Here is a 26,490-nt window from a genome sequence, read left to right on the forward strand (position 1 = left end):
ACACAGCCTCGGCGTGGCACCGGCGACGCCTCCCCCGGGAGCAGCACCGCCCCTCAGTCGGTCACCGCGAACCCCTGCGCCGCGCCCAGCCGCTGCAGCGAGGCCGGGCCGGGGATCCCGTCCGCCGCCCCCGCCTCGTACCCGCAGCTCCGCTGCCAGGCCGCGTACGCGGAGACCGTCCGGCTGCCGAACGAGCCGTCCACCCAGCGCTGGTCGAGCAGTCCCTCGTCCACGAGCGCCTGCTCCACGATGGCCGCCTCGGCCGGGTAGGTCAGGTGCCCCTGCTCGGCCCCCGGGTCGGTCCGGGCCGCCTCGATCACGTGGGCCACCGAGACCGTCCGCTGCCCGGGCAGGTAGCCGAGCAGCCGGCGCAGCGAGCCCGCGCCCGGGACGCCGTCCGCCGCCTGCCCGGAGTAGCCCAGACTCCCCTGGTAGTCCGAGTAGTTCTCGGTGTCCGCGTCCGTCCAGTTCGGGCCGGGGCCGGAACGGTAGTGGTCGCCGAAGCCGTGCGCGACCAGCGCCCGCCCGACGGCCGTCACCTGGTAGCCCTGGGCCCCGTAGCCGTACGCCAGGCCGTTGATGCTGACCTGGTAGCGGGCGGGCGCGGCGGGGGGCACCGGGTGCTGCTGGGAGGGCGGGATGTCCGGGGAGCCGGGCCCGGCCGTGACGTCGGGCCAGGAGCCCGGGTCGGTGTGGTCGTTGTAGGGCACGTGGGCGTGCGCGTACCAGCCGCCGAAGGCCTCCCAGGTCCGCTCGTCGCGGTGGCCGGAGAAGTCGGTGGGCCGGCCCATCGGCCAGATGTCGGGCACGCCCCAGGAGGAGATCCAGGCGTGGATGCGGTCCCAGCCCGCGCACGGGGTGTCGACCAGTCGCGGGTAGACGCCGCCCTGGTAGCGGCAGTAGGGGAAGAAGACCGCCTCGATCTGGATCACCACCCGCCCGGCCCGGTTGGTGCGGGTCGGGCTCTCGGCGGGGCTGAGCAGGCTCTTCGAGCGGGAGTCGGCCGGGAACAGCTGCGCCGTGCGGCCGCTGAACGGGTCCCAGACCAGGTGCGGCGCGCTGCCGGCGCCGCTGCCGGTGAAGTAGCCGACCAGGTCCTCGTAGGGGCACCAGTCCTGCGGTGCGGCGGCGGTCGCGTTGCGGTCCCAGGTGATGTGGGCGATGGCCTTCGGCGGGTACTGCTGATCGGTCGGCGCGTGGTCGCCGAGGTCGTGGATCTCGGCACCGGGCAGCCACGGTTCGGGCATTGCGGGCTCCTCCGAACGGCGTAAGGGCATCACTTCCGGTATCGGCAGGTACGGCTCGCGGATTGACCCCGACGGCGCAAATGCCCGGCGGTGAACCCCCCGTGCCCGTCCGGACGTTCGACTCTGCAGGGTGCGTTCGCCCCCGTGTGCGATTCCGGCGCCCGTGCGGGGGCGGTGGATCGCGCGGGAGGGGGCGCATTGCACCCCGCCGGGGCGCCGCTGTCAATCGTTGACATCAAAAGTGGTCTAGTCCACGGTAGTCCGGCGGACCGGCACCAGCCCGCGCCCGGGATCTCCCTGTGCGCCCAACTGGCCTCCGTGGAACCGAATCTGACGATCCGATGGAGAAATCCGCACCATGCAAAGAGTCTGCCTCGCCCTGCCCACCATGCGGCCCTGCCCCGACACCATCGCGGAACTCGCCGAGGAGGCGGCCTACGCCGTCGCGACCTTCGGGGTCGAGGTGCACCTCCTCGTCCTCGACACCACCGACGCCGTCGGGTTCGCGGAGAACGCCGGCGCCGTGGCCGCGCTGGAGCCGACCCCCGGCGTGGCCGTCCACCACCTGGGCGAGGCGGGGCAGCGGGAGTTCCTGCGCCGGGTGTCCGAGCGCTCCGGCGCCGCCGACCCCGAACTGCTGCTCGACCTGATGCTCCCGCGGGCCGTCGCGTACGGTTCCTGCGTCAACCGGCTCTTCCTCGGCGCGGCCGCCCTGGGCTGCACCTCCGCGCACCTGCGCAACGACGACGCCGACTTCCAGGTCGTCGACGGCCGGAAGGTCTTCCCGATCCACCACGAGCTGCTCTCGATCGGCCGCCCGGCCGGCGAGGCGGTGGCCGGCGTGTCCCGCTCCGAGCTCGACCCGGCCGACGCGGACAAGCCGGTGATGCTGGTCAGCGGCTCCTTCATCGGCGAACTCAACGTGGACATCAGCGAGATCCACGAGATGGACCCGGCCGTCTACCGCGACGTGGTGCGCCTGTGGACCCCGCCGGTGTGGTCGGAGGAGGAGAGGGACGCGATGGTGGACGTGTCCTTCAAGGGCGCCGGCTCCGAGCCGTTCAGCACCGACGAATCCGTCCTCGGCGTGCCCGACATCTGGGACGTCTACATGTGCAACATCGCCCTGGACCACCGGGCCTACGAGGTGCTGCCGCTGCTGCCCTCGATCGAGACCATCGGCAGCGACTACGCCCTGCTGCACGCCATGGTCCACTCCCGGCTGCCCGGCGTCGTCCACAACCGCCACATCGTCAACTACTACACGCCCGAGCGCCGCACCGGCACCGGCTTCGTCTCCTACCAGATGCGGTTCGTCAAGTTCCTGCTCTCGATGCTGTACCTGTACCCGGTCTACGGCGGGATGATCGACCTCGGCCGCGGGCTGCTGGACGAGCGGCACGGACTGAAGGTCGAGCCGATCATCGACCTGGTGCGGGGCAGCGTCGACTGGGACCCGGCCGGGAACGTGCACTGCCTGGACGTCCTGGACCGCTCCTACCGCAAGCTGGGCGGCAAGTACGCCGAGCTCGCGGACGTGGTGGCCGGGCAGCGGCAGCAGCTCCTGGACGAGGCCCGGCAGGACGCCGAGCGGTGGGCGGTGCTGGTGGAGGCCTGGGCGCCGATGGTGGCCGCCGCCCGCGCGGAGGGGCTCGACGCCGGCACGGACGGCGCGGACGCCGGCACGGAGGCGCCGGCCCGGTGAGCGAGGACCTCCGGATCCGGCAGCTGGCCGACGACGACTGGGACGCCGTGGTCGCGCTGGAGCACGACGCCTACGCGGCCGACGGCCTGTCCGAGGGCCGGGAGGCGCTCCAGTCGCGCGCCCGCAGCTCGCCCGGCACCTGCTTCGTGCTGGAGCAGCGCGGCGTGGTGCGCGGCTACCTGCTGAGCCTGCCCTACCCGCCGCTGCGCTGCCCGGACCTCAGCCGCCCGGAGGAGCGGGCCTTCCGCTCGACCAACCTGCACGTGCACGACCTGGTGATCGCCGAGGACCTGCGCGGACGGGAGGTCGCGCTGGGCTTCATCCGGCACTTCCGGGAGCACGCGAGCGGGCAGGGCTACGAGCGGATCTCGATGGTCGCGGTGCGCGGGGCGGACATCCTGCTGCGGCTGCTCGGCTACCGGGCGCACCGGGAGGTGCCGGTGCCCGCCTGCTACGGGCGACGGGCGGTGTACATGTCGATGCCGGTGCGCTGACCTGCGCGGATACGCGGACGGATGATCACTCGTTCGGCCCAGTTCGACCGGCGAGGATCACCCCGTCGGGTGAAGCTGGTGGCGGCTGCGCCCCCGCGCAGCCGCCGGCAGTACCCCCGTACCCGGCCGTACGTCCGAGGAGCAGCGCATGAAGGCCGCCGTCGTCCGCGATTTCACCGCACCGCTGGTCGTCGAGGACCACCCGGTACCCGAGCCGGCCGCGCACCAGGTCCGGGTCCGGATCGAGGCCTCCGGCCTCTGCCACACCGACATCCACGCCGCCCACGGCGACTGGCCGGTCAAGCCCAGCCCGCCGTTCGTGCCCGGGCACGAGGGCGTCGGCATCGTCGAGGCGGCCGGCAACCTGGTCCGGCACGTCCGGGTGGGCGAGCGGGTCGCCATCCCCTGGCTCGCGGACGCCTGCGGGCGCTGCGACCACTGCGTCTCCGGCTGGGAGACCCTCTGCCTCCAGCAGCACAACAGCGGCTACTCGGTGGACGGCGCCTACGCCGAGTACGCCCTCGCGCACGGCGACTACGTCGTCCCCGTCCCCGACGGCATCGACCCGCTGGACGCCGCGCCGCTGTCCTGCGCGGGCGTCACCACCTACAAGGCGCTCAAGGTCTCCGGCGCCGGGCCCGGCACCCGGGTGCTGGTCTCCGGCATCGGCGGGCTCGGCCACCTGGCGCTCCAGTACGCCCGGCTCTTCGGCGCCGAGACCATCGCCGTCGACGTCACCGACGACAAACTCGCCCTGGCCCGCGACCTCGGCGCCGACCACGTCCTCGACGCCCGCACCCAGGACGTCGCTGCCGAGGTCCAGGCCCTCGGCGGCGCCCACGCCGCGATCGCCCTCGCCGTCAGCAACGCCTCCTTCCAGGCCGCGTACGGCGCCCTGCGCCGCGGCGGCACCCTCGTCCTGGTCGCCCTCCCGGCCGGCGGCAAGCTCGAACTGCCCGTCTTCGAGACGGTGTTGAACGGCACCAAGGTGATCGGCTCGATCGTCGGCACCCGCGAGGACCTCGCCGAGGTCTTCCGGCTGCACGCCCTCGGCCGCACCCGGGTGATCCGCGAGACCCGCCGCCTCGACGACGTGAACGCCTGCTTCGACGAGGTGCTGAGCGGCAAGGTCTCCGCCCGCCTGGTCTTCGACCTGCGCTGACGGCCCCCCGGACCGTCACCCGGCCGGTCAATTCGGCGGCGCGCCCGGCCGGGCGGCGGGCACGATGCCCGGATGCCGCCACTGCTGCACACCGCCGCCCGCCCCGGTTCGTCCGGGTGGGGTTGCAGTTGCGTCTCCGTTCCGTTCGGCGTGGGTACGAAGTGGCCGGCGGTCCGGGATCGTGGGGGCAACCACTCGTACGGCAGGGGGAGTTGCCATGGGGGACGGCCGGGGGGCGGCACCGGATGCGGTGGCGGCGGCACTGCTGGGCGACGGGCCGCACCAGGCGGTGGCCGATGTCGTGCGGGCGCGGCTGCGGATGGTGCCGGAGGGCGCCGGGGCGCTCGCGGCGGCGCAGGCGCGCCCGGGGGACGCGCAGGCGCGGGCGCTGCTGGCCGCCGCCGTCGCGCACCTGCTGGCCACGGACCCGGCGTTCGCGCAGTACCTGGCCACCACCGCGCTCGGGAAGCCGGGCGATCCACCGACCGTCCAACTGCGGAGCGAGCCCGGCACCGTGCAGCTGCGGGTCGGCCCGCCGACCGCACCGCCGCCGAAGGGCCCGAGCACCGTTCAGCTGCGGACCGGCCCCGCGGCCGCCCGCGCCCGGGCGCTCGCCGCCCGGCGGAGCAGCGCCGGGATCGTGGCGGCGCTCGTCCTGGTGCTGATCGCCGCGCTGGTCGCGCTCGGCGTCCACCTGGGCTCGCGCCCGCTGCTGAAGCCGGGCGGGCCCGGGCTGGCGCACGCCGCGCAGCCGCTGGGCGACCCGGTGCTGGTCCAGGGCGTGCTGCCCGACGAGGGGGCGATGCCGCGCGGGTGGCGGGTGCAGCGGGGGCCGGAGTCGGGGACGGGCCCGACCGACGCGGTGCCGTGCCTGCTGCCGGACGCCTGCGACCAGCAACTCGCCTCCGCCAGTGTGACGTTCGGCGCCGCGTCGGTGCAGACCGTGGAGTTCGACGTGGTCGCCTTCGCCTCCCCCGAGGCGGCCGCCAAGGCCTTCGACAGCGCACTCGAACGCACCGGCGGCGTGGAGGCGACGGCGGTGGCGATCCCGCGGATCGGCGACCGGAGCGCCACCCGGACCGTCGGTTCCTCGTCGGCGGTGGCGCTGGTCCAGGTCGGCGGCGTGCTGCTCCTGGTGCGGGACGACGGGCCGGGCGCCGCCCTGACCGCGCCCGGGCTGACGGTGTTCGCCCGACTGCTCGCCGACCGCGCCCACCAGGCCCAGGAGGGCCGCACTCCCGACGCCTCCGCCCGGGGGGCGACGAGCTGACGGTCGGCGCCCCCCGGCGCCCGGAGCGGGCGGGGAGCCGGGTCGTCGCCCGAATGCATGTATCGCTCCCTTGACTGGCGTCACGGACGCGCCATACTGGCCTCACTCCCCGCTCGCACAACGAGGTGCCCGCCCATGGAGCTCTCACCCTCCGCGCACGTGGACACGTTCTGCCGAGACCATCTCCCACCCTTCGAGCAATGGCCCGAACTCCTTTTCGAACTGCCGGAGTTGGCCTATCCCGACCGCCTGAACTGCGCCGCCGCCCTGCTCGACGACACCATCGAGCGCCTCGGCCCCGACCGGCCCTGCCTGCTCACCCCCACCGAACGGTGGTCCTACGGCGAACTGCGCGACCACGCCGACCGGATCGCCCGTCTGCTGACCGAGGACCTCGGCCTCGCCACCGGCAACCGGGTCCTGCTGCGCGGCCCCAACACCCCCTGGCTGGCGGCCTGTTGGCTGGGCGTACTGAAGGCCGGCGGGGTCGCCGTCACCACCATGCCGCTGCTGCGCGCCGCCGAGCTGACCGAACTGCACGGCATCGCCCGGCCCGTCCTCGCCCTGTGCGACCACCGCTTCCTGGACGAGCTGCACCGGGCACGGACCCCCGGACTGCGCGTCCTCGGCTACGGCGGCCCCGGCGCCGAGGACCTCACCGCCCGCTGCGCCGCCAAGGCCGCCCGTTTCCCGGCCGTCCCGACCGCCGCCGACGACGTCGCGCTGATCGCCTTCACCTCCGGCACCACCGGCCGCCCCAAGGCCACCCTGCACTTCCACCGCGACGTGCTCGCCATCGCCGACACCTTCTCCCGCCACCTGCTCCGCCCCACCCCCGAGGACCTCTTCGCCGGAACCCCGCCGCTCGGCTTCACCTTCGGCCTCGGCGGCCTGCTGGTCTTCCCGCTGCGGGCGGGCGCCGCCGGCCTGCTGCTGGAGCACGCCACCCCGGAGCAGCTCGCCGAGCAGGTGCGCCGGCACCGGGTGAGCGTGCTGTTCACCGCGCCGACCGCCTACCGGGCCATCCTGGCCGCCGGGCTGGCGGACCGGCTCTCCGGGGTGCGGCACTGCGTCTCGGCGGGCGAGCCGCTGCCCGCCGCCGTCTGGCGGGCCTTCCACGAGGCCACCGGACAGCGGTTGATCGACGGCATCGGCGCCACCGAAATGCTGCACGTGTTCGTCTCGGCCGCCGGCGGGGACATCCGGCCCGGTTCCACCGGCCGGCCCGTCCCCGGCTTCCGGGCCGCGGTCCTGGACGGGCAGGGCCGTCCGGTGCCGGACGGCGAACCCGGAATGCTGGCGGTCAAGGGCCCCACCGGCTGCCGCTACCTGGACGACGAGCGCCAACTGGACTACGTCCGCGGCGGCTGGAACCTCACCGGCGACACCTACGTCCGGGACGGCGACGGCTACTTCTGGTTCCGGGCCCGCAACGACGACATGATCGTCTCGGCCGGCTACAACATCGCCGGGCCCGAGGTCGAGCAGGCGCTCGCCACCCACCCCGACGTGGCCGACTGCGCGGTGGTCGGCGCGCCGGACGAGCGGCGCGGCACGGTGGTCAAGGCGTACGTGGTGCTGCGCCCGGGCGTCCCAGAGGGGCCGGAGACGGCGCGCGGGCTCCAGGAGCACGTCAAGCGCGCCATCGCACCGTACAAGTACCCGCGGGCGGTCGAGTTCGTGCCCGGGCTGCCGCGCACCGCGACCGGCAAGCTGCACCGCGCCGAGCTGCGCCGACGGGCCGCGCCGACCCCGGCCAGCGTCACCGTCGAGCGCCGGGTGGAGTGGTTCGACACCGACGCCGCCGGGCACTACCACTTCTCCGCCGTGCAGCGCTGGGCCGAGGCGGCGGAGGCGGCCCTGCTGCGCCGGCTCGGACTGGCCGACCTGTTCGGGCGGATCCCCCGGGTGCACTTCGAGGCCGACTACCGCGAACGGCTCTGGTTCGGCGACCTGGTCCGCACCGAGCTGCGGGTGGTCCGGGTCGGCGGCTCCTCGCTGCACTACGCCTTCGAGGTGCACGGCCCGCACGGGCTGGCCGCGAAGGGGCGGATGTCGGTGGTGCACTCCGCACCGCACGACGGGGGCGCCGAGCCGTGGCCCTCACAGGTCCGCCGCACGCTGGCGGAGGCCGGGCCGCAGCGCCCGGAGGTGGCCGCGTGAGCCCCGGGCCGTCCGCCGGTCCCGGGGCGATCACCGCCCCCGAGGCGGCCGCATGAGCACCGCACGGGACCGTACCCGGATCGCCGTGATCGGCGGCGGCCCGGGCGGGCTCTACTTCGCCGCCCTGGCCAAGCAGCTGGCGCCCGACCGGGAGCTCACCGTCTTCGAACGGGACGGCCGGGACGACGAGTTCGGCTTCGGCGTGGTCTTCTCCGACGAGACCCTGGACGGCATCGCGCACGCCGACCCGCACGTCTTCGCCGCGATCAGCGCCGAGTTCGCCCGCTGGAGCGACATCGACATCCGCTTCGCGGGCGAGGTGCGCACCAGCGGCGGCCACGGCTTCGCCGCCCTGGACCGCAACCGGCTGCGCGCCGTCCTGCAACGGCGCTGCGCCGAGCTGGCGGTGGACGTGCGCTACCGGACCCCCGCCCCGCCCGTGGACCGGCTGGCCGCCGAGTACGACCTGGTGGTGGCCGCCGACGGCATCCGCTCCGGCACCCGGGCCGCCTTCCCGGAGAGCTTCCGCCCCGATCTGGACGAGCGCCACTGCCGCTACATGTGGCTCGCCACGGACAAGGTCTTCGAGGCCTTCACCTTCATCGTCGAGCGGTTCGACTTCGGCGTCCTCCAGGTGCACGCCTACCCGTACAGCGCCACCCGCTCGACCTTCATCGTCGAGGCGGCCGCGGACGCCTGGCGCCGCGCGGGCTTCGAGGCCCTCGCCGCACGGGAACCGGCGCGCGGCGAGAGCGATCTGGCGAGCGTGCGTCGCTGCGCGGAGCTGCTCGCCGGGCACCTGGACGGCCACCGGCTGATCCCCAACGCCTCCCGCTGGATCCGCTTCACCACGGTGCGCAACGCGAGCTGGCGCCACCGCAACGTGGTCCTGCTCGGCGACGCCGCGCACTCCGCGCACTTCTCGATCGGCTCGGGCACCAAGCTCGCCCTGGAGGACGCCCTCGCCCTGGCCGCAGCGCTGAGCGAAAAGCCCACCTTGGACGAGGCGTTGGCCGGTTACGAGGCCGAGCGGCGCCCGGTGGTGGAGTCCACCCAGCGTGCCGCGCAGGCGAGTCTGGAGTGGTTCGAGACCATCGGGCGGCGGACCGGGCAGGACGCCGACCGGTTCGCCTTCAACCTGCTCACCCGCAGCCGGCGGGTCACCTACGGCAGTCTGCGGGCCCGCGACCCCGCCTTCGTGGACGCCGTGGACACCGTCTTCGGCGGCTCTCCCGGAGTGCCGCCGATGTTCCGGCCGCTGAAGCTGGGCGCACTGGAACTGCGCAACCGCGTCGTGGTGCCGCCGCTCGCCAGCTTCACCTCCCCCGACGCGCTGCCGAGCGGCTTCGACCGGGCCCAGCTGACCGGGCACGCGCTCGGCGGCGCGGGGCTGGTGCTCGCCGGGATGACCGCGGTCGGCCCCGAGGGCCGGGCCACCGACCGCTGCCCGGGCCTGTGGACCGACCACCAGGAGGCCGCCTGGCACCAACTCGTCGGCGCTGTCCGGGCGGTGAGCGACACCCCGCTCGGCATCCAGCTGACCCACGCCGGCCGCCGGGGCGCGACCACCGCACCCGGGCCGGACGGCATCGGCCGCCCGCTCACCGAAGGCTGGCCGCTGATCGCCCCCTCGGCCCTGCCCTGGGACGCCGACAGCCCCGTTCCGCACGAGGCGAACGACATCCAACTGGCCGCCGTCACCGCGGACTTCGCAGCCTCCGCCGAGCGGGCCGCGCGGGCCGGCTTCGACGTGCTGGAGCTCCAGTTCGGCCACGGCCACCTGCTCTCCTCCTTCCTCTCCCCGCTCACCAACCGCCGCACCGACCGCTACGGCGGCCCGCTGGCCCACCGGCTGCGGCTGCCGCTGGAGGTGCTGACGGCGGTACGGGCCGTCTGGCCGGCCGGCCGCCCGCTGCTGGTGCGGATCTCGGCGAGCGACTGGGCGCCCGGCGGCACCACCGAGGAGGAGGCGGTGGCGATCTGCCGCGCGCTCGCCGGGGCCGGGGCGGACGCGCTGGACGTCTCCACCGGCGAGGTGGTGGCGCACCAGCGGCCGCCGTACGGGCGCGGCTACCAGACGCCCTTCGCCGAGCTGGTCCGCGCCGCCACCGGCCTGCCGACCATCGCGGTCGGCGCGATCTCCGGGTTCGACGACGCCGACTCCGTGCTGCTGGCCGGGCGGGCCGACCTGGTCGCGGTCGGCCGCGCCCAGCTGTACGACCCGCTCTGGACCCTGCACGCCGCCGCCGAGCGGGGCCACACCGGGCCGGGCGCCCGCTGGCCCGGGCCGTGGATGGCGGGCAGCCGCAAGCCGCCGGGCCCGAACGCCGACCGGGTCGCCCCGCGCCTGCACCTGCTGCGCGAGCCGCCCGCGCCCGTCCACCGCCGCTGGTCACCGCCCCTTCCTTCCGACACCGCCGAGGAGTGACGAGGAGCCATGCCCCACCTGCCCCGCTTCACCGCCGCCGCCGTCCAGGCCGCCCCGGTCTACCTGGACCCGGCCGCCACCGTCGACAAGGCCGTCGCGCTGATCCACGAGGCGGCCGGGCACGGCGCCGAACTGGTGGTCTTCCCCGAGGTCTTCGTGCCCGGCTACCCGTACTGGAACTGGACGATGAACCCGGTGCAGGGCTCGCCCTGGTTCGAGCGCCTGTACCGGGCCGCCGTCGACGTCCCCGGCCCGTACGTCGACACCCTGCGGGCCGCCGCCCGGCAGGCCGGCGTGGTACTGGTGATCGGGATCAACGAACGCGGCGGACCCGGCCTCGGACTGCTGTACAACACCCTGCTGATCATCGACGCGGACGGCGAACTCCTCAGCATCCACCGCAAGTTGATGCCGACCTGGGCCGAAAAACTGACCTGGGGCCAGGGCGACGGGAGCACCCTCACGGTGCACCCCACCGCCGTCGGCCCGCTCGGCGCGCTGGCCTGCGGCGAGAACACCAACCCGCTGGCCCGCTTCACCCTGCTGGCCCAGGGCGAACTGGTCCACGCCGCCTGCTACATCGCGCTGCCGGTGGGCCCGGAGGACTACGACATGGCGGACTCGATCGCGCTGCGCACCGCCGCGCACTGCTTCGAGGGCAAGGTGTTCTCCGTCGTCTCCTGTTCCACCCTCTCGCCCGGGATGGTGGACCTGATCGCCGGCGACGACCCGCAGGTCCGCAAGCAGCTCGCCCGCCCGCACAGCGCCCTGTCCGGGATCTTCGGTCCGGACGGCCGCCCCGTCACCGAACCACTGGTGGACGAGGAGGGCATCGTCTACGCCGAGATCGACCTCGGCCGCTGCATCCAGCCCAAGCAGATGCACGACATCGTCGGGCACTACAACCGCTTCGACGTCTTCCGGCTGCACGTGGACAACCGCCCGCTGCGGCCGCTGACGCTCCCCGAGGAGGAGGCATGACCAGCCCCGAGGGCACCCCTGGCCACAACGCTCACGACGACGACCGGATCGGCCGGTCCCGGGTCACCGACAGCCCCGAGCTGCTGACCTACTACAAGGAGTTGGCCGAGCACGAGGCGGGCGCCCTGTGGACGGTCGCGAACGAGATCGAACCCTGGTACCCGCAGCCGAAGTCCGTCCCGGTGCTCTGGCGCTACGCCGACCTCCGCCCGCTGGTGCGCAAGGCGCTGCCGCTGGTGAAGGCCGACGACGCCGGCCGCCGGGTGGTGATGCTGGTGAACCCCGGCCGCCGCGAACTGAGCGCCGCCGTCGGCCTGTTGTACACCGGCCTGCAGATCATGGGGCCCGGCGAGGCGATGACGGCGCACCGCCACCAGGCCTCCGCGCTGCGCTTCGTCCACGAGGGCACCGGTGCCTGGACCGTCGTGGACGGACAGAAGCTGAAGGTCGGCCCGCGCGACTTCGCGATCACCCCGAACAACACCTGGCACGAGCACGGCAACGAGGCCGACGACGCCCCGGTGATCTGGCAGGACGGCCTGGACATCCCGCTGGTCAACACCCTCGACGCCAACTTCTACGAGGTCCACCCGGAGCTGTACCAGCGACCGGGGCCGGTCATCGGCTCCTCGCTGCTCAGCTACGGCGGCAACCTGCTGCCGTACGGCGTCGAGAAGTGGAGCAGGCCGTACTCTCCGCTGCTCGGCTGGCCCTGGGAGCCCAGTTACCACGCGCTGCGCCGGCTCGCCCGCGCCAGCGAGGGATCGCCCTACGACGGCGTGATCATGGAGTACACCAACCCGGTCACCGGCGGCCCGGTGATGCCGACCATGTCCGCCCACCTGCAACTGCTGCGCCCGGGCCAGGCCACCCGCGCCCACCGGCACACCGGCTCGGTGGTGTACACCGCGGCCAAGGGGCGCGGCGCCTCGGTGATCGCCGGACAGCGCTTCGCATGGCGGCAGGGCGACATCTTCGTCGTCCCGTCCTGGGCCTGGCACGAGCACGAGAACCTCGACCGGGGCGAGGACGCCTGCCTGTTCTCCTTCAACGACTTCCCGGTGATGCACGCGCTCGGCCTCCACCGCGAGGAGGCCCACCCGGACGGGCAGCAGCCCACCGTCACCACCGCCTGACCAGGAGCCCCACCACCATGCACCTGCTGACCTTCCGCACCGACGACGCCGACCCCGCCGGCCGCACCGAGGACGACGGCCGTGACGACACCCCGCGCCTCGGCGCCCGGATCGACGGCGACCGGGTCGTCGACCTGACCGCCCTCGCCACCGCCGCCGGGGTCCGACTGCCCCCCGACCTCCTCGGGTTGATCCGAGCCGGAGAGCCGGCCCTGGCCACCGTCCGCGACCTGCTGGCCGGGGCCCCGGCCGGCCGGCCGATCGCCGAGGTCTCGCTGTGCGCGCCACTGCGCCCCGGCAAGATCGTCGGCGTCGGCCTCAACTACGTGGAGCACGTGGCCGAGTCGCACCGCACCCTGGACACCGACCGCGAACTGCCCGACCGGCCGGTGCTGTTCGGCAAGCCCTCGACCGCCGTCACCGGCCCGGGCGGCCCCATCCTGCACAACGCCGACCTCACCAAGCAGCTCGACTGGGAGTGCGAACTCGCCGTGGTGATCGGCGCACCGGCCTTCCGGGTGGCCGAGGCGGACGCGCTGCGGCACGTGTTCGGCTACAGCATCGTCAACGACATCAGTGCCCGGGACCAGCGCCGCTCCGGCCAGTGGTTCTTCTCCAAGGGCCAGGACAGCTACGCGCCGTTCGGCCCGGTCGTGGTGACCGCCGACGAGATCCCCGACCCGCAGCGGCTCGACCTCTCGCTGAAGGTCAACGGCGAGCTGCGGCAGGACTCCAACACCCGCCACATGCTGTTCGGCGTCGCCCGGCTGATCGCCGACATCTCCTCCGGCGTCACCCTGGAACCGGGCGACGTGATCTCCACCGGTTCCCCCTCGGGCGTCGGCGCCGGGATGGTGCCGCCGCAGTTCCTCCGGCCCGGCGACCTGGTCGAGGCCACCATCGAGCGGATCGGCACGCTCGCCAACCCGGTGATCGACGCCCGCTGACCCGCCCCGGACCGGAAAGGACCGTCCACCCGATGCCCACCTACCGGATCGGCCAGATCGTCCCGAGCTCCAACGTCACCATGGAGACCGAGGTCCCCGCCCTGCTGCGGGCCCGCGAGGCGGTCGCCCCCGAGCGGTTCACCTTCCACTCCAGCCGGATGCGGATGACCAGGGTCACCCCCGAACAACTGCGCGCCATGGACGCCGAGTCCGACCGCTGCGCCGCCGAACTGTCGGACGCCCGGGTGGACGTGATCGGCTACGCCTGCCTGGTCGCCGTGATGGCCACCGGCCCCGGCTACCACCGGCAGGCCGAACGGCGGCTGCACCTGCGCACCGTCCAGAACGGCGCCCCCGCGCCCGTGGTCACCAGCGCCGGCGCGCTCGTCGCCGGGCTGCACGAACTCGGGGCCGCGAAGGTCGCCATGGTCACCCCGTACCTGCGGCCGCTGGCCCGGACGGTGGTCGACTACCTCGCCGCCGAGGGCATCGAGGTGCTCGACCACGCCGCCCTGGAGATCGCCGACAACCTCGACGTCGCCGCCCACGACCCGGCCCTGCTGCCCGCCATCGCCCGCGGTCTCGCCCACGCCGAGGCGGAAGCGGTGGTGCTCTCGGCCTGCGTGCAACTGCCCTCGCTGTCCGCGGTCGAGGAGGCCGAGCAGCAGTTGGGCAAGCCGGTGGTCTCGGCGGCCGTCTGCACCACCCACCAGCTCCTGCGGGCCCTCGGCCTGCCCGCCTTCGCGCCCGGCGCCGGACACCTGCTCTCCGGTGCCTACGCGTAGCCTCCCGGGCGCCTTGGAACCGCAGGATTCCGCGCCCTCGGACCGGCACTCTCGTTATGATCGCCACCACCACCGGGGAGGAGGGCCCGCGCATGTCCGAGAACACGTCCCGGCCGAGCTCCCTGATCCACACCGTCTACGGCGAGTTCGTCCGCCGCCTCGGCGGCTGGATATCCATCGCCGACCTGATCGCGCTGCTGGCCGAGCTGGACGTCGACGGCCCGGCCGTCCGCTCGGCGATCTCGCGGTTGAAGAAGGCCGGCACCCTGCTCCAGGAGCGGCGCGCCGGCACGGGGTACCGGCTCGCGCTCGCGATGGAGCCGGTCTTCGAGGAGGGCGACCGGCGGATCTTCCACAGCCTGGAGCCGGCCGAACTCGCCGACGGCTGGGTGGTGGCGGTCTTCTCGGTGCCCGAGTCCGCCCGCGCCCACCGCCACCAGCTGCGCTCCCGGCTGAGCTGGCTGGGCTTCGGCAACGCCGCCCCAGGGGTCTGGCTGGCACCGGCCCGGCTGCTGCCGGACGCCCGTCGGCTGCTGGACCGGCTCGGGCTGAGCGCCTACGTCCATCTGTTCCTCTCCGCCGAGTACGCCGGCTTCGCCGATCTCCGTACGGCAGTGGCGAGTTGGTGGGACCTCCCGGCGATCGAGGCGCAGTACGGGGCCTTCGCCGACGCCTGGCACCCGGCCGCCGAGGAGCTGCGCGGACGGTCTCCGGTCGACCCGGCCGAGGCCTTCCGCGACTACGTGCCGATGCTCACCCGGTGGCGCCGGCTGCCGTACCTGGATCCGGGGCTGCCCGCGCCGCTGCTGCCCGCCGACTGGAACGCGGTACCGGCGCGCGCGGTGTTCACCGAGCTGCACGGACTGCTCGCCGAGCCCAGCCTCCGGTACGTCGAGAAGGTCACCGGACTGTCCCGCCCCCAGGAGCCGCAATGACCGACCCCACCGATCCGGCGATCCGCCCCGCCTCCGCCGCTCCGGCGGCCAGCCCCGCCCCCGCCGACCTGCTGATCCGCGCCGCCACCGTGCACACCCTGGTGCCCGGCGAGCCGCCCCGGCGGGCGGTCGCCGTCACCGGTGGCCGGATCACCGCGCTCTCCGCCGCGCCCGACGGACTGGACGCCCTGATCGGCCCGGGCACCGAGGTGGTGGACGCCCCGGACTCGACCGTGCTGCCCGCCTTCGACGACACCCACACCCACCTGGTCCTGGCCGGACACAGCGTCCACGGCGTGCCCGTCCACCGGGCCCGCGACCTCGCCGGATTCCTCGGCCTGATCCGCGAACGCGCCGCCCGCACCCCCGCCGGGGAGTGGATCCGCACCACGGTCAACTGGCAGGAGGTCCTGCTGGCCGAGCAACGGATGCCCACCACCGGGGAGTTGGACACGGCCACCGCCGAACACCCGGTGCTGGTGCGCCGCGGCGCGTACAACATGGTGCTCAACTCGGCCGCGCTGCGGCTGGCCGGGATCACCGACGCCACCGAGGCGCCGCCGGGCGGCGTGATCGAGCGCGACGAGCACGGGCGGCTCACCGGCCGGCTGATCAACCGGGCGGTCGAGCTGGTCGAGCGGGTGCTGCCGCACCCGACCCTCACGGAGCGGATCGAGGGACTGCGCGCCGCCTCCGCCGACTTCGCCGCCACCGGGATCGGCACCGTCCGCGACTGCCTGGTCCCGGCCGAGGACCTCGACGTCCTGGACGCCGCCCGGGCCGAGGGCGCCCTGGCCGTCCGGGTCCGCGCGCTGGTCTCCGGCTTCGCCGCCCGCACGCCGGCCCAGGTGGACGCACTGCTGGACCGGATGGACGACTGGCGGGCGGCCGGCCGGGACGACGACCGACTGCGGCTCTGGGGCGTCAAGTTCGGGATCGACGGCGGCTTCGAGGCCGGCGCGGTGGAGGAGCCGTACCAGGGGCAGCCCTGCTACCACGGCCGGCTGCTCTGGGAGCCGGACGAGCTGCTCGCGGCGGTGGAGCGGGTGGTCGGGCGGGGCCGGCGGGTCGGCGTGCACGCCTGGGGCGACCGCGGGCTGCGGGTCCTGCTGGACGTCTTCGAGCAGGTGGTCGAGCGCCACCCCGGCCTGCCGCCGGGCACCCTGGTGGTCGAGCACGGCGGCCTGGCCCGCCCCGAGCAGCGGGCGCGGGCGATCGCGCTGGGCATCCCGGTGACGGTCCAGCACCCGCTGCTGCACGACGGCGCGCTCACCCAGCAGCGGGCCTGGGGCGAGGAGCGCACCGCCGCGCTCTTCCCGCTGCGCGAGTGGCTGGACGAGGGCGCGCTGATCACCGGCGGCTCGGACTTCCCGGTCGGCCCGTACGGCGCGATGGTGTCGGTGTGGGGCATGACCACCCGGGACACCACGGCCGGGGTGGTCGGCCCGGAGCACGCGATCGGCCGGTCCGAGGCGGTCGCGCTGCACACCGTGAACGCCGCCCGGCTGACCGGCGAGAGCGCGGTGCGCGGCAGCCTGCGGCCGGGGGCGTTCGCCGACCTCACGGTGTGGCCGGTCGATCCGCTGGATCCGTCGGCCTGCCCGGTGGACGCGCTGCGCGAGCTGCGCCCCGCCCGTACGGTGGTCGACGGCCTTACCACGCACCTCGCCTGACGGCCCGTCAGGCCGCGGCGAGCTCCCGCAGGTCGATGCCGCGGTGCAGCGCGCGCAGGTCCTCGTGCAGCGTGGACGGCGGAACGGCGAGCACCCCGCAGCGGGCCCGGTTCACACAGCGCCGGGCGATCGAGCGGCGCGTCAGCCCGCGCAGCCTGACCCGCAGGCCGCCCTGCTCGCCGGTGCTGACCACCAGCAGGTCGCCCGGGCGGTCGGCCAGCCCGGTCAGCACCGTCGCGACCTCGCCGCGCACGACCAGCGGCTGCACCGGCACGCCGATCGGCAGTCCGCCGAAGGCCTGCTCCAGCGCGCTCTCCATCCGCGCCTCGGCGAGTTCCTGCCAGGCGCGCAGCAGCGGCGGGCAGGGCCGGGCGCGGTAGCTGCGCTCACCGCCGACCGGCGTCCAGGCGAGCACCGGCACCAGGACGGCCCCCCGGGCCCGGGCCTCCTCGGCCGCCCGGTGCAGGGCGGTCAGGCTGTGCAGTGAACCGCTGACTCCGACGATGACGCGGGCGCCGTCCGACATGATCCTTCACTTTCCGATGCCAAAACTCTTCAATGTCTGCGATTAGATTGCCACATCCCTCTTTTGGCCTGCAAATCGAAGGCATTCACTGAATATCACCTTGCATCGCCCGGCATATCCATGCCCTGGCCGCCACTCGGACGGACCTCCTGGAGCAACCCCCAGGTGAAGTCGGCCTCGAACGGGCGCAGCCGTCCATCGGCATCCGGGACCGCGAAGTCCAGCCGGAACCTGGTCGGCGCACTGCCCTCGCGCGGCACCGCGGACGGAAACGCGGCCCCGACGTCGCCCACCACGCAGCTCCACGGCGCGAGATCGGCCGGCGTGCGCAGCGCGGGCACCGGGGAGCCCGCCGCCCGCACCAGCCACTCGTTCAGCAGCGGCCCACCGGTCTCAGCCGGGCCGAGCAGGATCTCGAAGCGCAACTCGGGCCAGAGCGGCAGCGCCCACTGGCGCGCCACGCAGTCGAGATCCCCGATCCGACGCGGCACACTCGCCCCGGCCGGCCCGAGCACGGCCGCGTACCGGGCCGCGCCGCGCGGGAAGCCGGGCGCGCGGACCATCGCCTGCCAGCGCTTGTTGGCCTCCCGCATCGAGGCCCGGGTGGCGCCGAGCCGCCGCACCGCCCCCTCCACCAGCCCGGGCTGGAAATCGGCCATCCGGCGCAGCAGCACCAGCTGGAACTCGGTGACCCCGAAGCCGTTGATCGCCATGTCCGAAGCCTAGACGGGAGCAGGAAACCGGCCGCTAGACCCTACTCGGAGGATCGGCGCTCGGAGCCTCCCGTCTACCGGTCGCCCGTGCCGCCTGACAACGGTCTCCGGCCACCGCCGGACGAAGCTGCGCCGAACGGACGCCCCCGCCGACCGTCGATCGCCGTAGCGGCCCTCCTCCACCACCGGGGAACACGCCCCGGCGTCGCAGGCCCGGCGAAGATCCACAAGGCGCGGCCCGAAACCCTCCAGTCATTCGAGCGCATGTTCGAATCGAGGCGTACGCTGACCCCATGCACGGCACCGTCCACCTCCAGCCCTCGCTGTTCGACGACGCGGACCGCGGCGGCCTCCGCCTCGGCCCGCTCACCGGCCTGCGGCGGCAGCCGCTCGGCGACGGCGCCTGGCTGGACCTGCTCCCGGGCTGGCTGCACGGAGCCGACGAGCTGTTCGAACAACTGGCCGCCGAGGTGCCGTGGCGGGCCGAGCAGCGCGAGATGTACGAACGGACGGTCGACGTCCCGCGCCTGCTGGCCTCCTACCCCGCGCAGGCCGAACCGCCGCACCCGGTGCTCGGCCTGGCCCGGACGGCGCTGAGCCGGCACTACGCCCAGGAGCTGGGCGAGCCGTTCCGCACCCTCGGCCTGTGCTACTACCGGGACGGCCGGGACAGCGTGGCCTGGCACGGCGACCGGATCGGGCGCGGCGCCCGCGAGGACACCATGGTGGCGATCCTCTCCGTCGGCGAGCCGCGCACCCTGGCGCTGCGGCCCCGGTCCGGCGGCGGGCCGGTCGTCCGCCACCCGCTCGGGCACGGGGACCTGGTCGTGATGGGCGGCTCCTGCCAGCGCACCTGGGAGCACGCGATCCCCAAGACGGCCCGCCCGGTGGGCCCTCGGATCAGCGTCCAGTTCCGGCCGCACGGAGTGTCCTGATCCCCCGCTTGCCGCGCACCCGCCGGGCGCGGAGGCTGGCGGGTGGGGCCGGTGGCGACGAACGCCGAACGCCGAACACCGAACGCCGGGCACCGGGCACCGGGCACCGGGCACCGGGCACCGGGCACCGGGCACCGGGCCCGCCAGGAGGGTCGCATGCCGAAACCGGGCAACTACCGCGCCGGGGTGCCGTGCTGGGTCGTTCTCACCACGCCGGACACCGCACGGGCAGAGGCCTTCTACGGCGCGCTGTTCGACTGGGAGTTCGTTCCGACCGGCCCCGCCGAGGCGGTCGCCACCCGGTACGGCGCCCAGGTCGCGGCCGTCGAACGGGCCCGGCCGACCGACCCGTCCGCCACCTGGACCACCTTCCTCGCCTGCCCCGATCCGTCGCGCACCCTCGCCGCGGTCCGGGCCGCGGGCGGCCGCCTCGTCCGTGAGCCGTACGAGGTGCCCGAGCAGGGCCGAGCCGCGCTCGCCGTCGACCCGCTCGGCGCCCGCTTCGGACTCTGGCAGGCCGGCACCATCGACGGCGCCGGCCTGGTCGACGAACCGGGCGCGCTCGCCTGGAACGAGCACCTCTCCCCCGCCCCCGACGCCGCCCGGGCCTTCTACCACCGGGTCCTCGGCTACGGCTACGACCGGCCACGGGAGGGACACACCCTCGCCCGGGTGGCCGGCCTGCCCGCGTGCAGCATCGGCCTCGCCGGCCCGGGCGCGGAGGCGCGCTGGCTGGTCCACTTCGCGACCGGGGACACCGACCGTACGGCCGACCGGCTGCGCGCCCTCGGCGGCACGGTCGTCACCGGTCCGGCGCCGGCGCCGTTCGGCCGCACCGCGCTGGTCCGGGACGACGCCGGCGCGGAGTTCGTGCTGGTCGCCGTCCCGACCCGGGACTCCGCGGCGGCGGCCTGAGCCCGCCCCGGCCGAACCCGCCACCGATCCACCCGTCCGCGCACCCGCACACCCGCACACCCGGACCCGGAGCGTCCCCCTCCAACCCGTCAAGTTGCCTTCCTGGCAAGACCGTTCGGTACACTCACCGGATTCCCGAGGACGACCGACCCGCCGAACCCGCTGTCCGTTGCGACCGCTACCGTGCTGCCATGAGTTCCTTCCTGCGCGCGTACCTGGTCGACCCCGCGGAGCTCCGTGTCCGCGTCGGCAGCGGCAACGACGGGGCGCTCGACGAGGCCCTCGCATACTTCGGCCCGTCCCTGGACAGGTCCGACGAGCACTTCGCCGACGAGATCGCGCAGGGCGCGCCGACCGCCCTGGAGGCGCTGCGCGCCGTGGTGCACGGCGGCCCCTTCTCCGCGGACGCGGACCACGCCTTCCAGTACGGCTACGCGTACCGGCGGCTGTGCTGGCTCGTCGGGCAGCCCCTGGAGGTCGACTCCTTCGGACCCTTCCGGGGCAACTGGCTGGAGGTGGTCGACGACGGCCTGAAGGCGTACGGGATCACGGCCGTCTCGGTCGCGGACTTCCAGTACGGCGGCGGCCTTCCCGCCGAACTGCCGTCCTGCGACGTGCCGTCCTGCAGCACCTGGCCGGCCGAGGACTGCCGGAGGGCGCTGGAGCAGTTCGAACGGGCCGAGCGCGAGGGCCGCGCCCCGGCGCCGGAGCGCGAGGTGGCCGAGGCCGTCGCGGAGGTCGTCGGCTGGCTCCGGCTCGCGCAGCGCCGGAGGGGTGCCGACGTCGTCGGCTTCGTCTCCTGAACCGCCGGCCTCCTGACCTCCCGACCGGCTGAGCCGCTCGGGCCCGGACGGCCGGGGGAGTCCCGCCGACGGCGGGACTCCCGGGTGCGCGGCCTCGGCGGACGTCAGTCCTTCACCGCGCCGGCCAGTCCGGAGACCAGCTTGCGCTGCACCGCGATGAAGAAGATCAGCACCGGCACGGTCATCAGCGTGGACGCCGCCATGATGCCGCCCCAGTCGTTCTCGTCCGGCTTGAAGAAGACCAGCAGCGCCGAGGGCAGCGTCTGGTTCTGGGTGGCGCTGATGATGAAGGTCTTGGCGAAGACGAAGTCGTTCCACGCCGCGATGAAGGAGAACACGCTGGTCGCGGCGAGTCCCGGCGCCACCAGCGGCAGCAGGATCCGCCACAGGATGCGGGTCCGGCCCGCCCCGTCGATCTGCGCCGCCTCCTCGATCGAGACCGGGACGGCCGCGACGAAGCCGCGCATCATCCAGATCCCGAACGGCAGCGAGAACGCCAGCTGCACCAGGACCAGCGAGGCCAGGGTGTTCAGCCCCACGCCCGGGGCGAACCGCCCGGCGTCGCGGAACATGAAGAACAGCGGGATGGTCAGCGCTTCGACCGGGATCATCTGGGCGATCAGGAACATCACCATGATGGTGGTCCGGAACTTGAAGCGGAACCTGGTCACGGCCACCGCCGCCAGGAAGACCACGATCGCCGACAGCACCACCACCGACAGCGCGACCACCAGGCTGTTCACGAAGTAGCGGCCGAATCCGTCGACGCTGAGCACCTGCCGGAAGCTCTCCAGCGTGGGGTGGGCGGTCCACGGCCTGGGGTCGAGGGACTGGATCTCGCCCTTGGGCTTGAAGGCCGAGAGCACCATCCAGAAGATCGGGAACGCGGTGACCACGGCCAGCACGATCGCACCGGTGTTGGCGGCCAGCCGCCAGCGGCCCCGGGCGTTCCGGCCGCGGGTGCTCCGACCACGGGGGTTCCGGCCGCGGGCGTTGCCGGCCGGCTTCACGGCGGCCGGCTTCACGGCGGCCGGGGAGGAGTTCGCCGGGCTCACAGTTCGTTCCCCGTCCGTCGCAGCGTGCGGATGTACAGGACCGTCGGGATCACCAGGATCAGCAGCATGATCACGCCGATCGCCGCGCCCAGCCCGTACTGCGAGGAGGCGAACGCCTTCTGGTACGCGTACACGTTGAGCACCAGGTTCTGGCCGGCGATGCCGCCGCCCTCGGTCATCACATAGATCTGGGTGAAAACCTTGAAGTCCCAGATCACCGACTGGATGACCACGATGGTCAGGATCGGCCGCAGCATCGGCGCGGTGATCCGGCGGAAGGTGGTCCAGGTGTTGGCGCCGTCCAGGGCGGCCGCCTCCATGATCTCCTCCGGGATCGCCCGGATGCCCGCGTAGAGGGTGACCATCACGAACGGGTAGGAGTGCCACACCACCACGGCGCCGACGATCAGGAACGCCGTCCACTTGTCGTAGAACCAGTTGAACTCGTGGAAGCCGGAGAGTCCGAGCCCCTCCAGGGTGTGGTTGACCAGACCGAGGTTGGTGTCGAACAGGAAGCTCCACACCGTCGAACCGGTCATCGCCGGCGCCGCCCAGGCGGCCATCGCCGCGGTGGTCAGCACCAGCCGCGGCCACCGGCCGACCTTGGTGAGCAGCACCGCGAGGGTGGCGCCGACGGCCAGGGTGGCGACCACGCAGAACGCGGCGAAGCCGATGGTCTGGAACAGCACCGTCCAGAACTGCTCGTCCTCCAGGATCTTCGTGTAGTTGCCGAAGCCGACGAAGGAGGTCGGGACGCCGCCGGAGGCCTGGGCCTGCCCGAAGTCGAGGACGGACAGCAGGCCCAGCTGGTAGATCGGGTAGGCGACCAGCGGGATCAGGATGACCGCGGCCGGCAGGAGCAGCAGCAGCGGGGGCCGCCGGCGCCGGCCGCCCGGGGGTGCGGCCGGCGCCTTTCCCCCACGGCGCCTCTGCGGGGAAGGCGGCGCCGGGGCGGTCGAGGTGGATACGGACACGTGCGGGACCTGCTCTCTGAGACGAACCGGGAGGGGGGCCGTCCGTGCGCGGCCGGTGGCCGACGGTGCGGTGTGCCTGCGGCCGACGGTGCGGTGCCGACGGTGCGGTGCCGGCGGCTCGGGGCCTGCGGCGGCGCGGTTCGGGTCACCGCGCACGGGGCGCGGTGGCGGTGGCGCGCCGCCGCCGGCGGCCGGCCGTCAGTGCGCGGCGAAGGCCGAGGAGATCTGCGCGGCGGCGTCGGCCGAGGCCTTGGCCACGTCGGCCTTGCCGGTGACGACCTGCTGGAGCATCGTCGGGATCACCGACTGGGCGTCGATCTGCGCCCACGCCTGGTCGAGCGGGACGAACCTGGTGCCGGCCGCGATGGTGTCGGTGAAGGGCTTCAGGAACGCGTCCTTCGCCGCCACCTTGCCGCTGACGGACTTGAGCGTCGGCAGGTTGCCCATCGCGTCGTACATCTGCTCCTGGTACGCGGGGCTCGCCAGCAGCTCGGCGAACTCGACGGCCAGCGTGCGGTGCTTGGCCGCCTTCATCACGCCCAGGTTGTTGCCGCCGGCGAAGGCCGGGGCGATCGAGCCGGGCTTCTCACCGGGCAGCGGCACCACGCCGTACTTGCCCTTGACCGCGCCCGCGTCCACCTTGCCGCGGTTGGAGTTGAGCAGCACCGCCATCGCCGACTTGCCGGCCGCGAACAGGTCCACGGTCTTGCCACCGGTCAGGTCCGCGCACTGCTGGGCGGGGCAGCCGTCCGCGCCGAACAGGTCGGTGTAGCGCTTGATCCCGGCCTGCGAGGCGGGCGAGGCGATCGCCGCCTTGAACGCGGCGCCGTCCTTGGCGGCGATGTCGCCGCCCGCGTCCCAGACGAAGGGCAGCGCGGCGAAGGTGTACTTGCCGCCGACGGCGATGCCGAAGGTGTCCGGGTGCGCGGCGTGGATCTTCTGGTTGGCGGCGACCAGCTCGGCGTACGAGGTCGGCGGGGTGAGGCCGGCCTCGGTGAACAGGTCGGTGCGGTAGTACAGCGCGCGCACGCCGACCCACCAGGGCAGGCCGTAGGTCTTGCCGTCCACCACGGCGGTCTTGGCGATCGCCGGGTCGAGGTCGCCCTTGTCCTGCCACTTGTCCAGGTCGGCGGTGATGTCGGCGAGGCCGCCGGCGGCGACGTAGCCGGGCAGGTCGGTGTTGCCGAACTCGACCAGGTCGGGGGCGCTGTTCGGGTCGTTGAAGGCGCCCTTCATCTTGGCGGCGCGGGCCGAGGCGTCGGTGTCGATGTAGCTGACGTTGACGGTGGCGCCCTGGTGGGAGGCCTGGAACTCGGCCACGGCCTTGGAGATCACGGCCTCCTTGGCCGCGTTGCCGGCCTCGTTGTACAGCCAGACCTGCACGGTGCCGGTCCGGTCGTCGGCGGCCTTGTCGCTCGCCGGCGCGGCGGTGCCGGGGGCACAGGCGGTGGCGGCCAGGCAGCCGGCGGCGAGCACGGCGGCTGCGGCGGTCCGTCCGATGAGTCGCATGGTGGAGACCTCCCCTCCCGACAGCTGCCGCCGAGACGTCCGCCGCCGGGGACGGGCACGTCGAAGCAGGCCCTGACCGGGGCCGATGGTGGGTGAAGTGGTGGGGGTACGGCAGGGCGCAGCGCTCGGGTGGGGCGTCGTCGCCTGCTCGATGGCAGGGACGTTAGGCGGGGCCGATCGGCGCCAACAAGAGGGAGTTGGTGAAAGTTTTGCACTGCACAACGTTGTATCGAAGATGCGGCGATCGGGTCGCGAACGGGTACGTTCTGACAACCGCCGCCGACCTGCGGGGGAACACCGGCAGAACGACACCAGGGAACGGACCCATGACGGAGACGGCGCCCAAGAAACCCGCCACCGAACGCAACCAGTCCTCCTCGCTGCGCCGCGCCCTCGCCGTCCTCGGCTACGTCCGCGACCACGGCGACCGGCGCGGCGTCCCGCTCGCCCAGCTCGCCGACGGCCTCGGCCTCAACAAGAGCACCGTGCTGCGACTGGCCGGCCCCCTGCTGGACGAGCACCTCCTCGACCGGGACCGCGAGACCGGCTGGTTCCGGCTCGGCCACGGCTCGCTGCGGCTCGGTCAGGCCTACCTGACCACCCTCGACCTGCGCAGCGTCGCCGCCGAGCACCTGCGCCGGCTCCAGCGCGAGGCCGGCGAGACCGTCCACCTGACCGTCTGGCAGGCCCCCGGGATCGTCTACCTGGACAAGGTCGAGGACGAGACCAACGTCCGGATGGCCTCCCGGGTCGGCAGCCGGGCTCCCGCCTACTGCACCGCCACCGGAAAGGCGATCCTGGCCTGGCTGCCCGAGGAGGCCGTCGCCGAGGTGGTCGCGGCCGGGCTGCGCCCGGTCACCGCCTGGACCATCGCCGACGAGCCCCGGCTCCGCGCCGACCTCGCCCGCATCCGCGCCCGCGGCTACTCGATCGACGACCGCGAGAACGAGCCCGAGGTCCGCTGCGTCGCCGCCCCGATCTTCGACCACACCGGCGAGGTCACCGCCGCCCTCTCCGTCTCCGGCCTCACCTCACGGATGACCGCCGCCCGGGTCCGCGCCCTCGGCCCGGTCGTCGCCCAGGTCGGGCTGCGGATCTCCCGCGAACTCGGCTCCGACCGCCAGCCGTCCTGAACGCCGGGCCGCTGCCCGGCCGCAGTCAGGCCGTTGCCCGGCCGGGGTCCTGCCCCGGAAACGCGGACAGGGCCCGGCGCCGTTTCCACGGCACCGGACCCTGTCCGATTTCGGAGCGCCAGGCCCGGGTCGCACGGACTCTTCCTACTGAAAGTAGGACGTGCTCTGGTAGCACCACTGACGCCTGAGGAGGAATCGCTCCCTCGCAACGAGAAGTACAGTACCAGCTCCGTGATCATTCAACGAATCGGAGGGAAATCCCGGATGACGAACGCTCGACTCCGGACGGTTCCGTACACCGCCGGACGACTGACGGACATCCACCTTCCGGCCTCCGGCACCACCGGGCCGGCCCCCGTCGTGCTGCTCTGGCACGGCAACGGCCCGAACGAGCGCGATGTGCTGCGGCCGTTGGCCCAGGAGGCCGCCGGGCTGGGGCTGCTGGTGCTCGTCCCGGACTGGGACGCCACGCAGCCGGACGGCGGCAGTGCCGAACTGCTCGCCTCGCTGGACCGGGCCCGCCCGATCGCCACCGAGTACGGCGGGGACCCGAAGCGCCTCGTCCTGGCCGGCTGGTCGATGGGCGGCCGCGAGGCGATCGCGGTGGCCACCCATCCCGACACCCCCGCCGAACTGCGCCCCGCCGCCGCGGTCGGCATCGCCTCCCACTACTCGACCAGGGCCGTCACCACCGGCGAGGCCCCGCTCGACCACCTGGCGGCCAGCCCCTCCCCCGTCCCGCTCCGGCTGGTCCACGGCACGGCGGACGAGATCGTGGACGTCGAGCACACCCGGCAGTTGAGCGCTGCTCTGACAAAGCAGATGTCGGCGGTACGGACCCTCGAACTCCCCACCGACCACGCCGGCGTGGTGATGACCGCCTACCGTCCCGAGGCCCGCCGCTGCCTCCCGGCCACCGATGCCGCCACCCTGGCCGCCGGCCGACGGACCGCCGCCGTCCTCGCCGAGGCGGCCGGACTGTCGTAGGCCCGTCCTCGGGC

The 26,490-nt window shown here is 73.9% G+C and carries 22 protein-coding genes and 2 pseudogenes; 18 read left to right on the top strand and 6 right to left on the bottom strand.

Going from position 1 to position 26,490, the window contains the following annotated elements; translation table 11 throughout:
• Positions 1 to 53: 53 nt before the first annotated feature.
• A complete protein-coding gene (locus tag ACGFSC_RS33070) occupies positions 54 to 1,247 on the bottom strand; it encodes a peptidoglycan-binding protein (protein WP_359898252.1) in 1,194 nt (397 codons plus the stop codon).
• 358 nt (positions 1,248 to 1,605) lie between these two features.
• Here ACGFSC_RS33070 and ACGFSC_RS33075 point away from each other — a divergent pair, with 358 nt between their 5' ends.
• The 13 genes and pseudogenes from ACGFSC_RS33075 (at position 1,606) to ACGFSC_RS33135 (ending at position 16,926) form a co-directional block, all read left to right on the top strand.
• Positions 1,606 to 2,952, top strand: coding sequence for a DUF6271 family protein (locus ACGFSC_RS33075; protein ID WP_359898253.1), 1,347 nt, complete (start codon positions 1,606 to 1,608; stop codon positions 2,950 to 2,952).
• The gene (locus ACGFSC_RS33080; RefSeq protein ID WP_359898254.1) at positions 2,949 to 3,446 is read left to right on the top strand and encodes a GNAT family N-acetyltransferase; all 498 of its coding nucleotides are present in this window, start codon (positions 2,949 to 2,951) and stop codon (positions 3,444 to 3,446) included. The genes ACGFSC_RS33075 and ACGFSC_RS33080 overlap by 4 nt, the downstream gene beginning before the upstream one ends.
• 148 nt (positions 3,447 to 3,594) lie before the next feature.
• Entirely contained in the window at positions 3,595 to 4,608 is a 1,014-nt protein-coding gene (gene adhP / locus ACGFSC_RS33085) for an alcohol dehydrogenase AdhP (protein WP_359907603.1), read from the top strand.
• 217 nt (positions 4,609 to 4,825) lie between these two features.
• Positions 4,826 to 5,878: a hypothetical protein gene (locus ACGFSC_RS33090; RefSeq protein WP_359907600.1), complete on the top strand. Its 1,053-nt coding sequence runs from the start codon at positions 4,826 to 4,828 to the stop codon at positions 5,876 to 5,878.
• Positions 5,879 to 6,013: 135 nt separating this feature from the next.
• Positions 6,014 to 7,624 (top strand): annotated as a pseudogene (locus ACGFSC_RS33095) (AMP-binding protein); the annotation flags it as partial.
• Between the two features lie 72 nt (positions 7,625 to 7,696).
• Positions 7,697 to 8,041: pseudogene (locus ACGFSC_RS33100) on the top strand (acyl-CoA thioesterase); the annotation flags it as partial.
• Between the two features lie 52 nt (positions 8,042 to 8,093).
• On the top strand, positions 8,094 to 10,469 hold the full coding sequence (locus tag ACGFSC_RS33105) for an FAD-dependent monooxygenase (protein ID WP_359907597.1): 2,376 nt from the start codon (positions 8,094 to 8,096) through the stop codon (positions 10,467 to 10,469).
• Between the two features lie 9 nt (positions 10,470 to 10,478).
• Entirely contained in the window at positions 10,479 to 11,450 is a 972-nt protein-coding gene (locus ACGFSC_RS33110) for a carbon-nitrogen hydrolase family protein (protein ID WP_359907595.1), read from the top strand.
• Positions 11,447 to 12,586, top strand: a complete 1,140-nt coding sequence (locus ACGFSC_RS33115) for a cupin domain-containing protein (RefSeq protein WP_359907592.1) — start codon at positions 11,447 to 11,449, stop codon at positions 12,584 to 12,586. Before ACGFSC_RS33110 ends, ACGFSC_RS33115 begins: the two co-directional genes overlap by 4 nt.
• A gap of 17 nt (positions 12,587 to 12,603) precedes the next feature.
• The gene (locus ACGFSC_RS33120) at positions 12,604 to 13,533 is read left to right on the top strand and encodes a fumarylacetoacetate hydrolase family protein (RefSeq protein ID WP_359907589.1); all 930 of its coding nucleotides are present in this window, start codon (positions 12,604 to 12,606) and stop codon (positions 13,531 to 13,533) included.
• Positions 13,534 to 13,565: 32 nt separating this feature from the next.
• Complete coding sequence (locus ACGFSC_RS33125; RefSeq protein ID WP_359907586.1) at positions 13,566 to 14,318, top strand: Asp/Glu racemase; 753 nt, start codon at positions 13,566 to 13,568, stop codon at positions 14,316 to 14,318.
• Positions 14,319 to 14,410: 92 nt separating this feature from the next.
• Positions 14,411 to 15,253, top strand: coding sequence for a PaaX family transcriptional regulator C-terminal domain-containing protein (locus ACGFSC_RS33130; RefSeq protein ID WP_359907583.1), 843 nt, complete (start codon positions 14,411 to 14,413; stop codon positions 15,251 to 15,253).
• Positions 15,250 to 16,926, top strand: a complete 1,677-nt coding sequence (locus ACGFSC_RS33135; protein WP_359907580.1) for an amidohydrolase — start codon at positions 15,250 to 15,252, stop codon at positions 16,924 to 16,926. Before ACGFSC_RS33130 ends, ACGFSC_RS33135 begins: the two co-directional genes overlap by 4 nt.
• Before the next feature lie 7 nt (positions 16,927 to 16,933).
• On the opposite strand, the gene ACGFSC_RS33140 is transcribed toward ACGFSC_RS33135, so the two are convergent.
• Positions 16,934 to 17,452 (bottom strand): universal stress protein, encoded by a 519-nt coding sequence (locus tag ACGFSC_RS33140; protein ID WP_359907577.1) that lies wholly within the window; start codon positions 17,450 to 17,452, stop codon positions 16,934 to 16,936.
• Between the two features lie 95 nt (positions 17,453 to 17,547).
• On the bottom strand, positions 17,548 to 18,165 hold the full coding sequence (locus ACGFSC_RS33145) for a hypothetical protein (protein ID WP_359907575.1): 618 nt from the start codon (positions 18,163 to 18,165) through the stop codon (positions 17,548 to 17,550).
• A 293-nt stretch (positions 18,166 to 18,458) separates the two neighbouring features.
• Here ACGFSC_RS33145 and ACGFSC_RS33150 point away from each other — a divergent pair, with 293 nt between their 5' ends.
• From ACGFSC_RS33150 to ACGFSC_RS33160, 3 genes are all read left to right on the top strand, one after another.
• On the top strand, positions 18,459 to 19,100 hold the full coding sequence (locus tag ACGFSC_RS33150; protein WP_359907573.1) for an alpha-ketoglutarate-dependent dioxygenase AlkB: 642 nt from the start codon (positions 18,459 to 18,461) through the stop codon (positions 19,098 to 19,100).
• 156 nt (positions 19,101 to 19,256) lie between these two features.
• Positions 19,257 to 20,015 carry a VOC family protein gene (locus tag ACGFSC_RS33155; RefSeq protein ID WP_359907570.1) on the top strand — a complete coding sequence of 253 codons (759 nt, stop codon included), beginning with the start codon at positions 19,257 to 19,259 and terminating at the stop codon, positions 20,013 to 20,015.
• 191 nt (positions 20,016 to 20,206) lie between these two features.
• Positions 20,207 to 20,818, top strand: a complete 612-nt coding sequence (locus ACGFSC_RS33160) for a hypothetical protein (protein WP_359907567.1) — start codon at positions 20,207 to 20,209, stop codon at positions 20,816 to 20,818.
• A gap of 104 nt (positions 20,819 to 20,922) precedes the next feature.
• Here ACGFSC_RS33160 and ACGFSC_RS33165 read toward each other — a convergent pair whose 3' ends face one another.
• From ACGFSC_RS33165 to ACGFSC_RS33175, 3 genes are all read right to left on the bottom strand, one after another.
• Positions 20,923 to 21,747 (bottom strand): carbohydrate ABC transporter permease, encoded by an 825-nt coding sequence (locus tag ACGFSC_RS33165; RefSeq protein WP_359907610.1) that lies wholly within the window; start codon positions 21,745 to 21,747, stop codon positions 20,923 to 20,925.
• Positions 21,748 to 21,869: 122 nt separating this feature from the next.
• On the bottom strand, positions 21,870 to 22,847 hold the full coding sequence (locus ACGFSC_RS33170) for a sugar ABC transporter permease (RefSeq protein WP_359907564.1): 978 nt from the start codon (positions 22,845 to 22,847) through the stop codon (positions 21,870 to 21,872).
• A gap of 198 nt (positions 22,848 to 23,045) precedes the next feature.
• A complete protein-coding gene (locus ACGFSC_RS33175) occupies positions 23,046 to 24,356 on the bottom strand; it encodes an extracellular solute-binding protein (protein ID WP_359907561.1) in 1,311 nt (436 codons plus the stop codon).
• Between the two features lie 326 nt (positions 24,357 to 24,682).
• Between ACGFSC_RS33175 and ACGFSC_RS33180 the strand changes: the two genes are divergently transcribed.
• Positions 24,683 to 25,489 carry an IclR family transcriptional regulator gene (locus ACGFSC_RS33180; protein WP_359907558.1) on the top strand — a complete coding sequence of 269 codons (807 nt, stop codon included), beginning with the start codon at positions 24,683 to 24,685 and terminating at the stop codon, positions 25,487 to 25,489.
• 264 nt (positions 25,490 to 25,753) lie between these two features.
• Positions 25,754 to 26,476 (top strand): alpha/beta hydrolase, encoded by a 723-nt coding sequence (locus ACGFSC_RS33185; RefSeq protein ID WP_359907555.1) that lies wholly within the window; start codon positions 25,754 to 25,756, stop codon positions 26,474 to 26,476.
• Positions 26,477 to 26,490: the final 14 nt, after the last annotated feature.

Origin of the sequence: Kitasatospora sp. NPDC048715, from assembly GCF_043198905.1 — a bacterium.
Taxonomy (GTDB): Bacteria; Actinomycetota; Actinomycetes; order Streptomycetales; family Streptomycetaceae; genus Kitasatospora; species Kitasatospora lactacystinica.

Bases quoted from the DNA above. Each gene is read 5' to 3' on its own strand.
- ACGFSC_RS33070 (WP_359898252.1), bottom strand. From the start codon at position 1,247: ATGCCCGAACCGTGGCTGCCCGGTGCCGAGATCCACGACCTCGGCGAC.
- ACGFSC_RS33075 (WP_359898253.1), top strand. From the start codon at position 1,606: ATGCAAAGAGTCTGCCTCGCCCTGCCCACCATGCGGCCCTGCCCCGAC.
- adhP (WP_359907603.1), top strand. From the start codon at position 3,595: ATGAAGGCCGCCGTCGTCCGCGATTTCACCGCACCGCTGGTCGTCGAG.
- ACGFSC_RS33090 (WP_359907600.1), top strand. From the start codon at position 4,826: ATGGGGGACGGCCGGGGGGCGGCACCGGATGCGGTGGCGGCGGCACTG.
- ACGFSC_RS33105 (WP_359907597.1), top strand. From the start codon at position 8,094: ATGAGCACCGCACGGGACCGTACCCGGATCGCCGTGATCGGCGGCGGC.
- ACGFSC_RS33110 (WP_359907595.1), top strand. From the start codon at position 10,479: ATGCCCCACCTGCCCCGCTTCACCGCCGCCGCCGTCCAGGCCGCCCCG.
- ACGFSC_RS33115 (WP_359907592.1), top strand. From the start codon at position 11,447: ATGACCAGCCCCGAGGGCACCCCTGGCCACAACGCTCACGACGACGAC.
- ACGFSC_RS33120 (WP_359907589.1), top strand. From the start codon at position 12,604: ATGCACCTGCTGACCTTCCGCACCGACGACGCCGACCCCGCCGGCCGC.
- ACGFSC_RS33125 (WP_359907586.1), top strand. From the start codon at position 13,566: ATGCCCACCTACCGGATCGGCCAGATCGTCCCGAGCTCCAACGTCACC.
- ACGFSC_RS33130 (WP_359907583.1), top strand. From the start codon at position 14,411: ATGTCCGAGAACACGTCCCGGCCGAGCTCCCTGATCCACACCGTCTAC.
- ACGFSC_RS33135 (WP_359907580.1), top strand. From the start codon at position 15,250: ATGACCGACCCCACCGATCCGGCGATCCGCCCCGCCTCCGCCGCTCCG.
- ACGFSC_RS33140 (WP_359907577.1), bottom strand. From the start codon at position 17,452: ATGTCGGACGGCGCCCGCGTCATCGTCGGAGTCAGCGGTTCACTGCAC.
- ACGFSC_RS33145 (WP_359907575.1), bottom strand. From the start codon at position 18,165: ATGGCGATCAACGGCTTCGGGGTCACCGAGTTCCAGCTGGTGCTGCTG.
- ACGFSC_RS33150 (WP_359907573.1), top strand. From the start codon at position 18,459: ATGCACGGCACCGTCCACCTCCAGCCCTCGCTGTTCGACGACGCGGAC.
- ACGFSC_RS33155 (WP_359907570.1), top strand. From the start codon at position 19,257: ATGCCGAAACCGGGCAACTACCGCGCCGGGGTGCCGTGCTGGGTCGTT.
- ACGFSC_RS33160 (WP_359907567.1), top strand. From the start codon at position 20,207: ATGAGTTCCTTCCTGCGCGCGTACCTGGTCGACCCCGCGGAGCTCCGT.
- ACGFSC_RS33175 (WP_359907561.1), bottom strand. From the start codon at position 24,356: ATGCGACTCATCGGACGGACCGCCGCAGCCGCCGTGCTCGCCGCCGGC.
- ACGFSC_RS33180 (WP_359907558.1), top strand. From the start codon at position 24,683: ATGACGGAGACGGCGCCCAAGAAACCCGCCACCGAACGCAACCAGTCC.
- ACGFSC_RS33185 (WP_359907555.1), top strand. From the start codon at position 25,754: ATGACGAACGCTCGACTCCGGACGGTTCCGTACACCGCCGGACGACTG.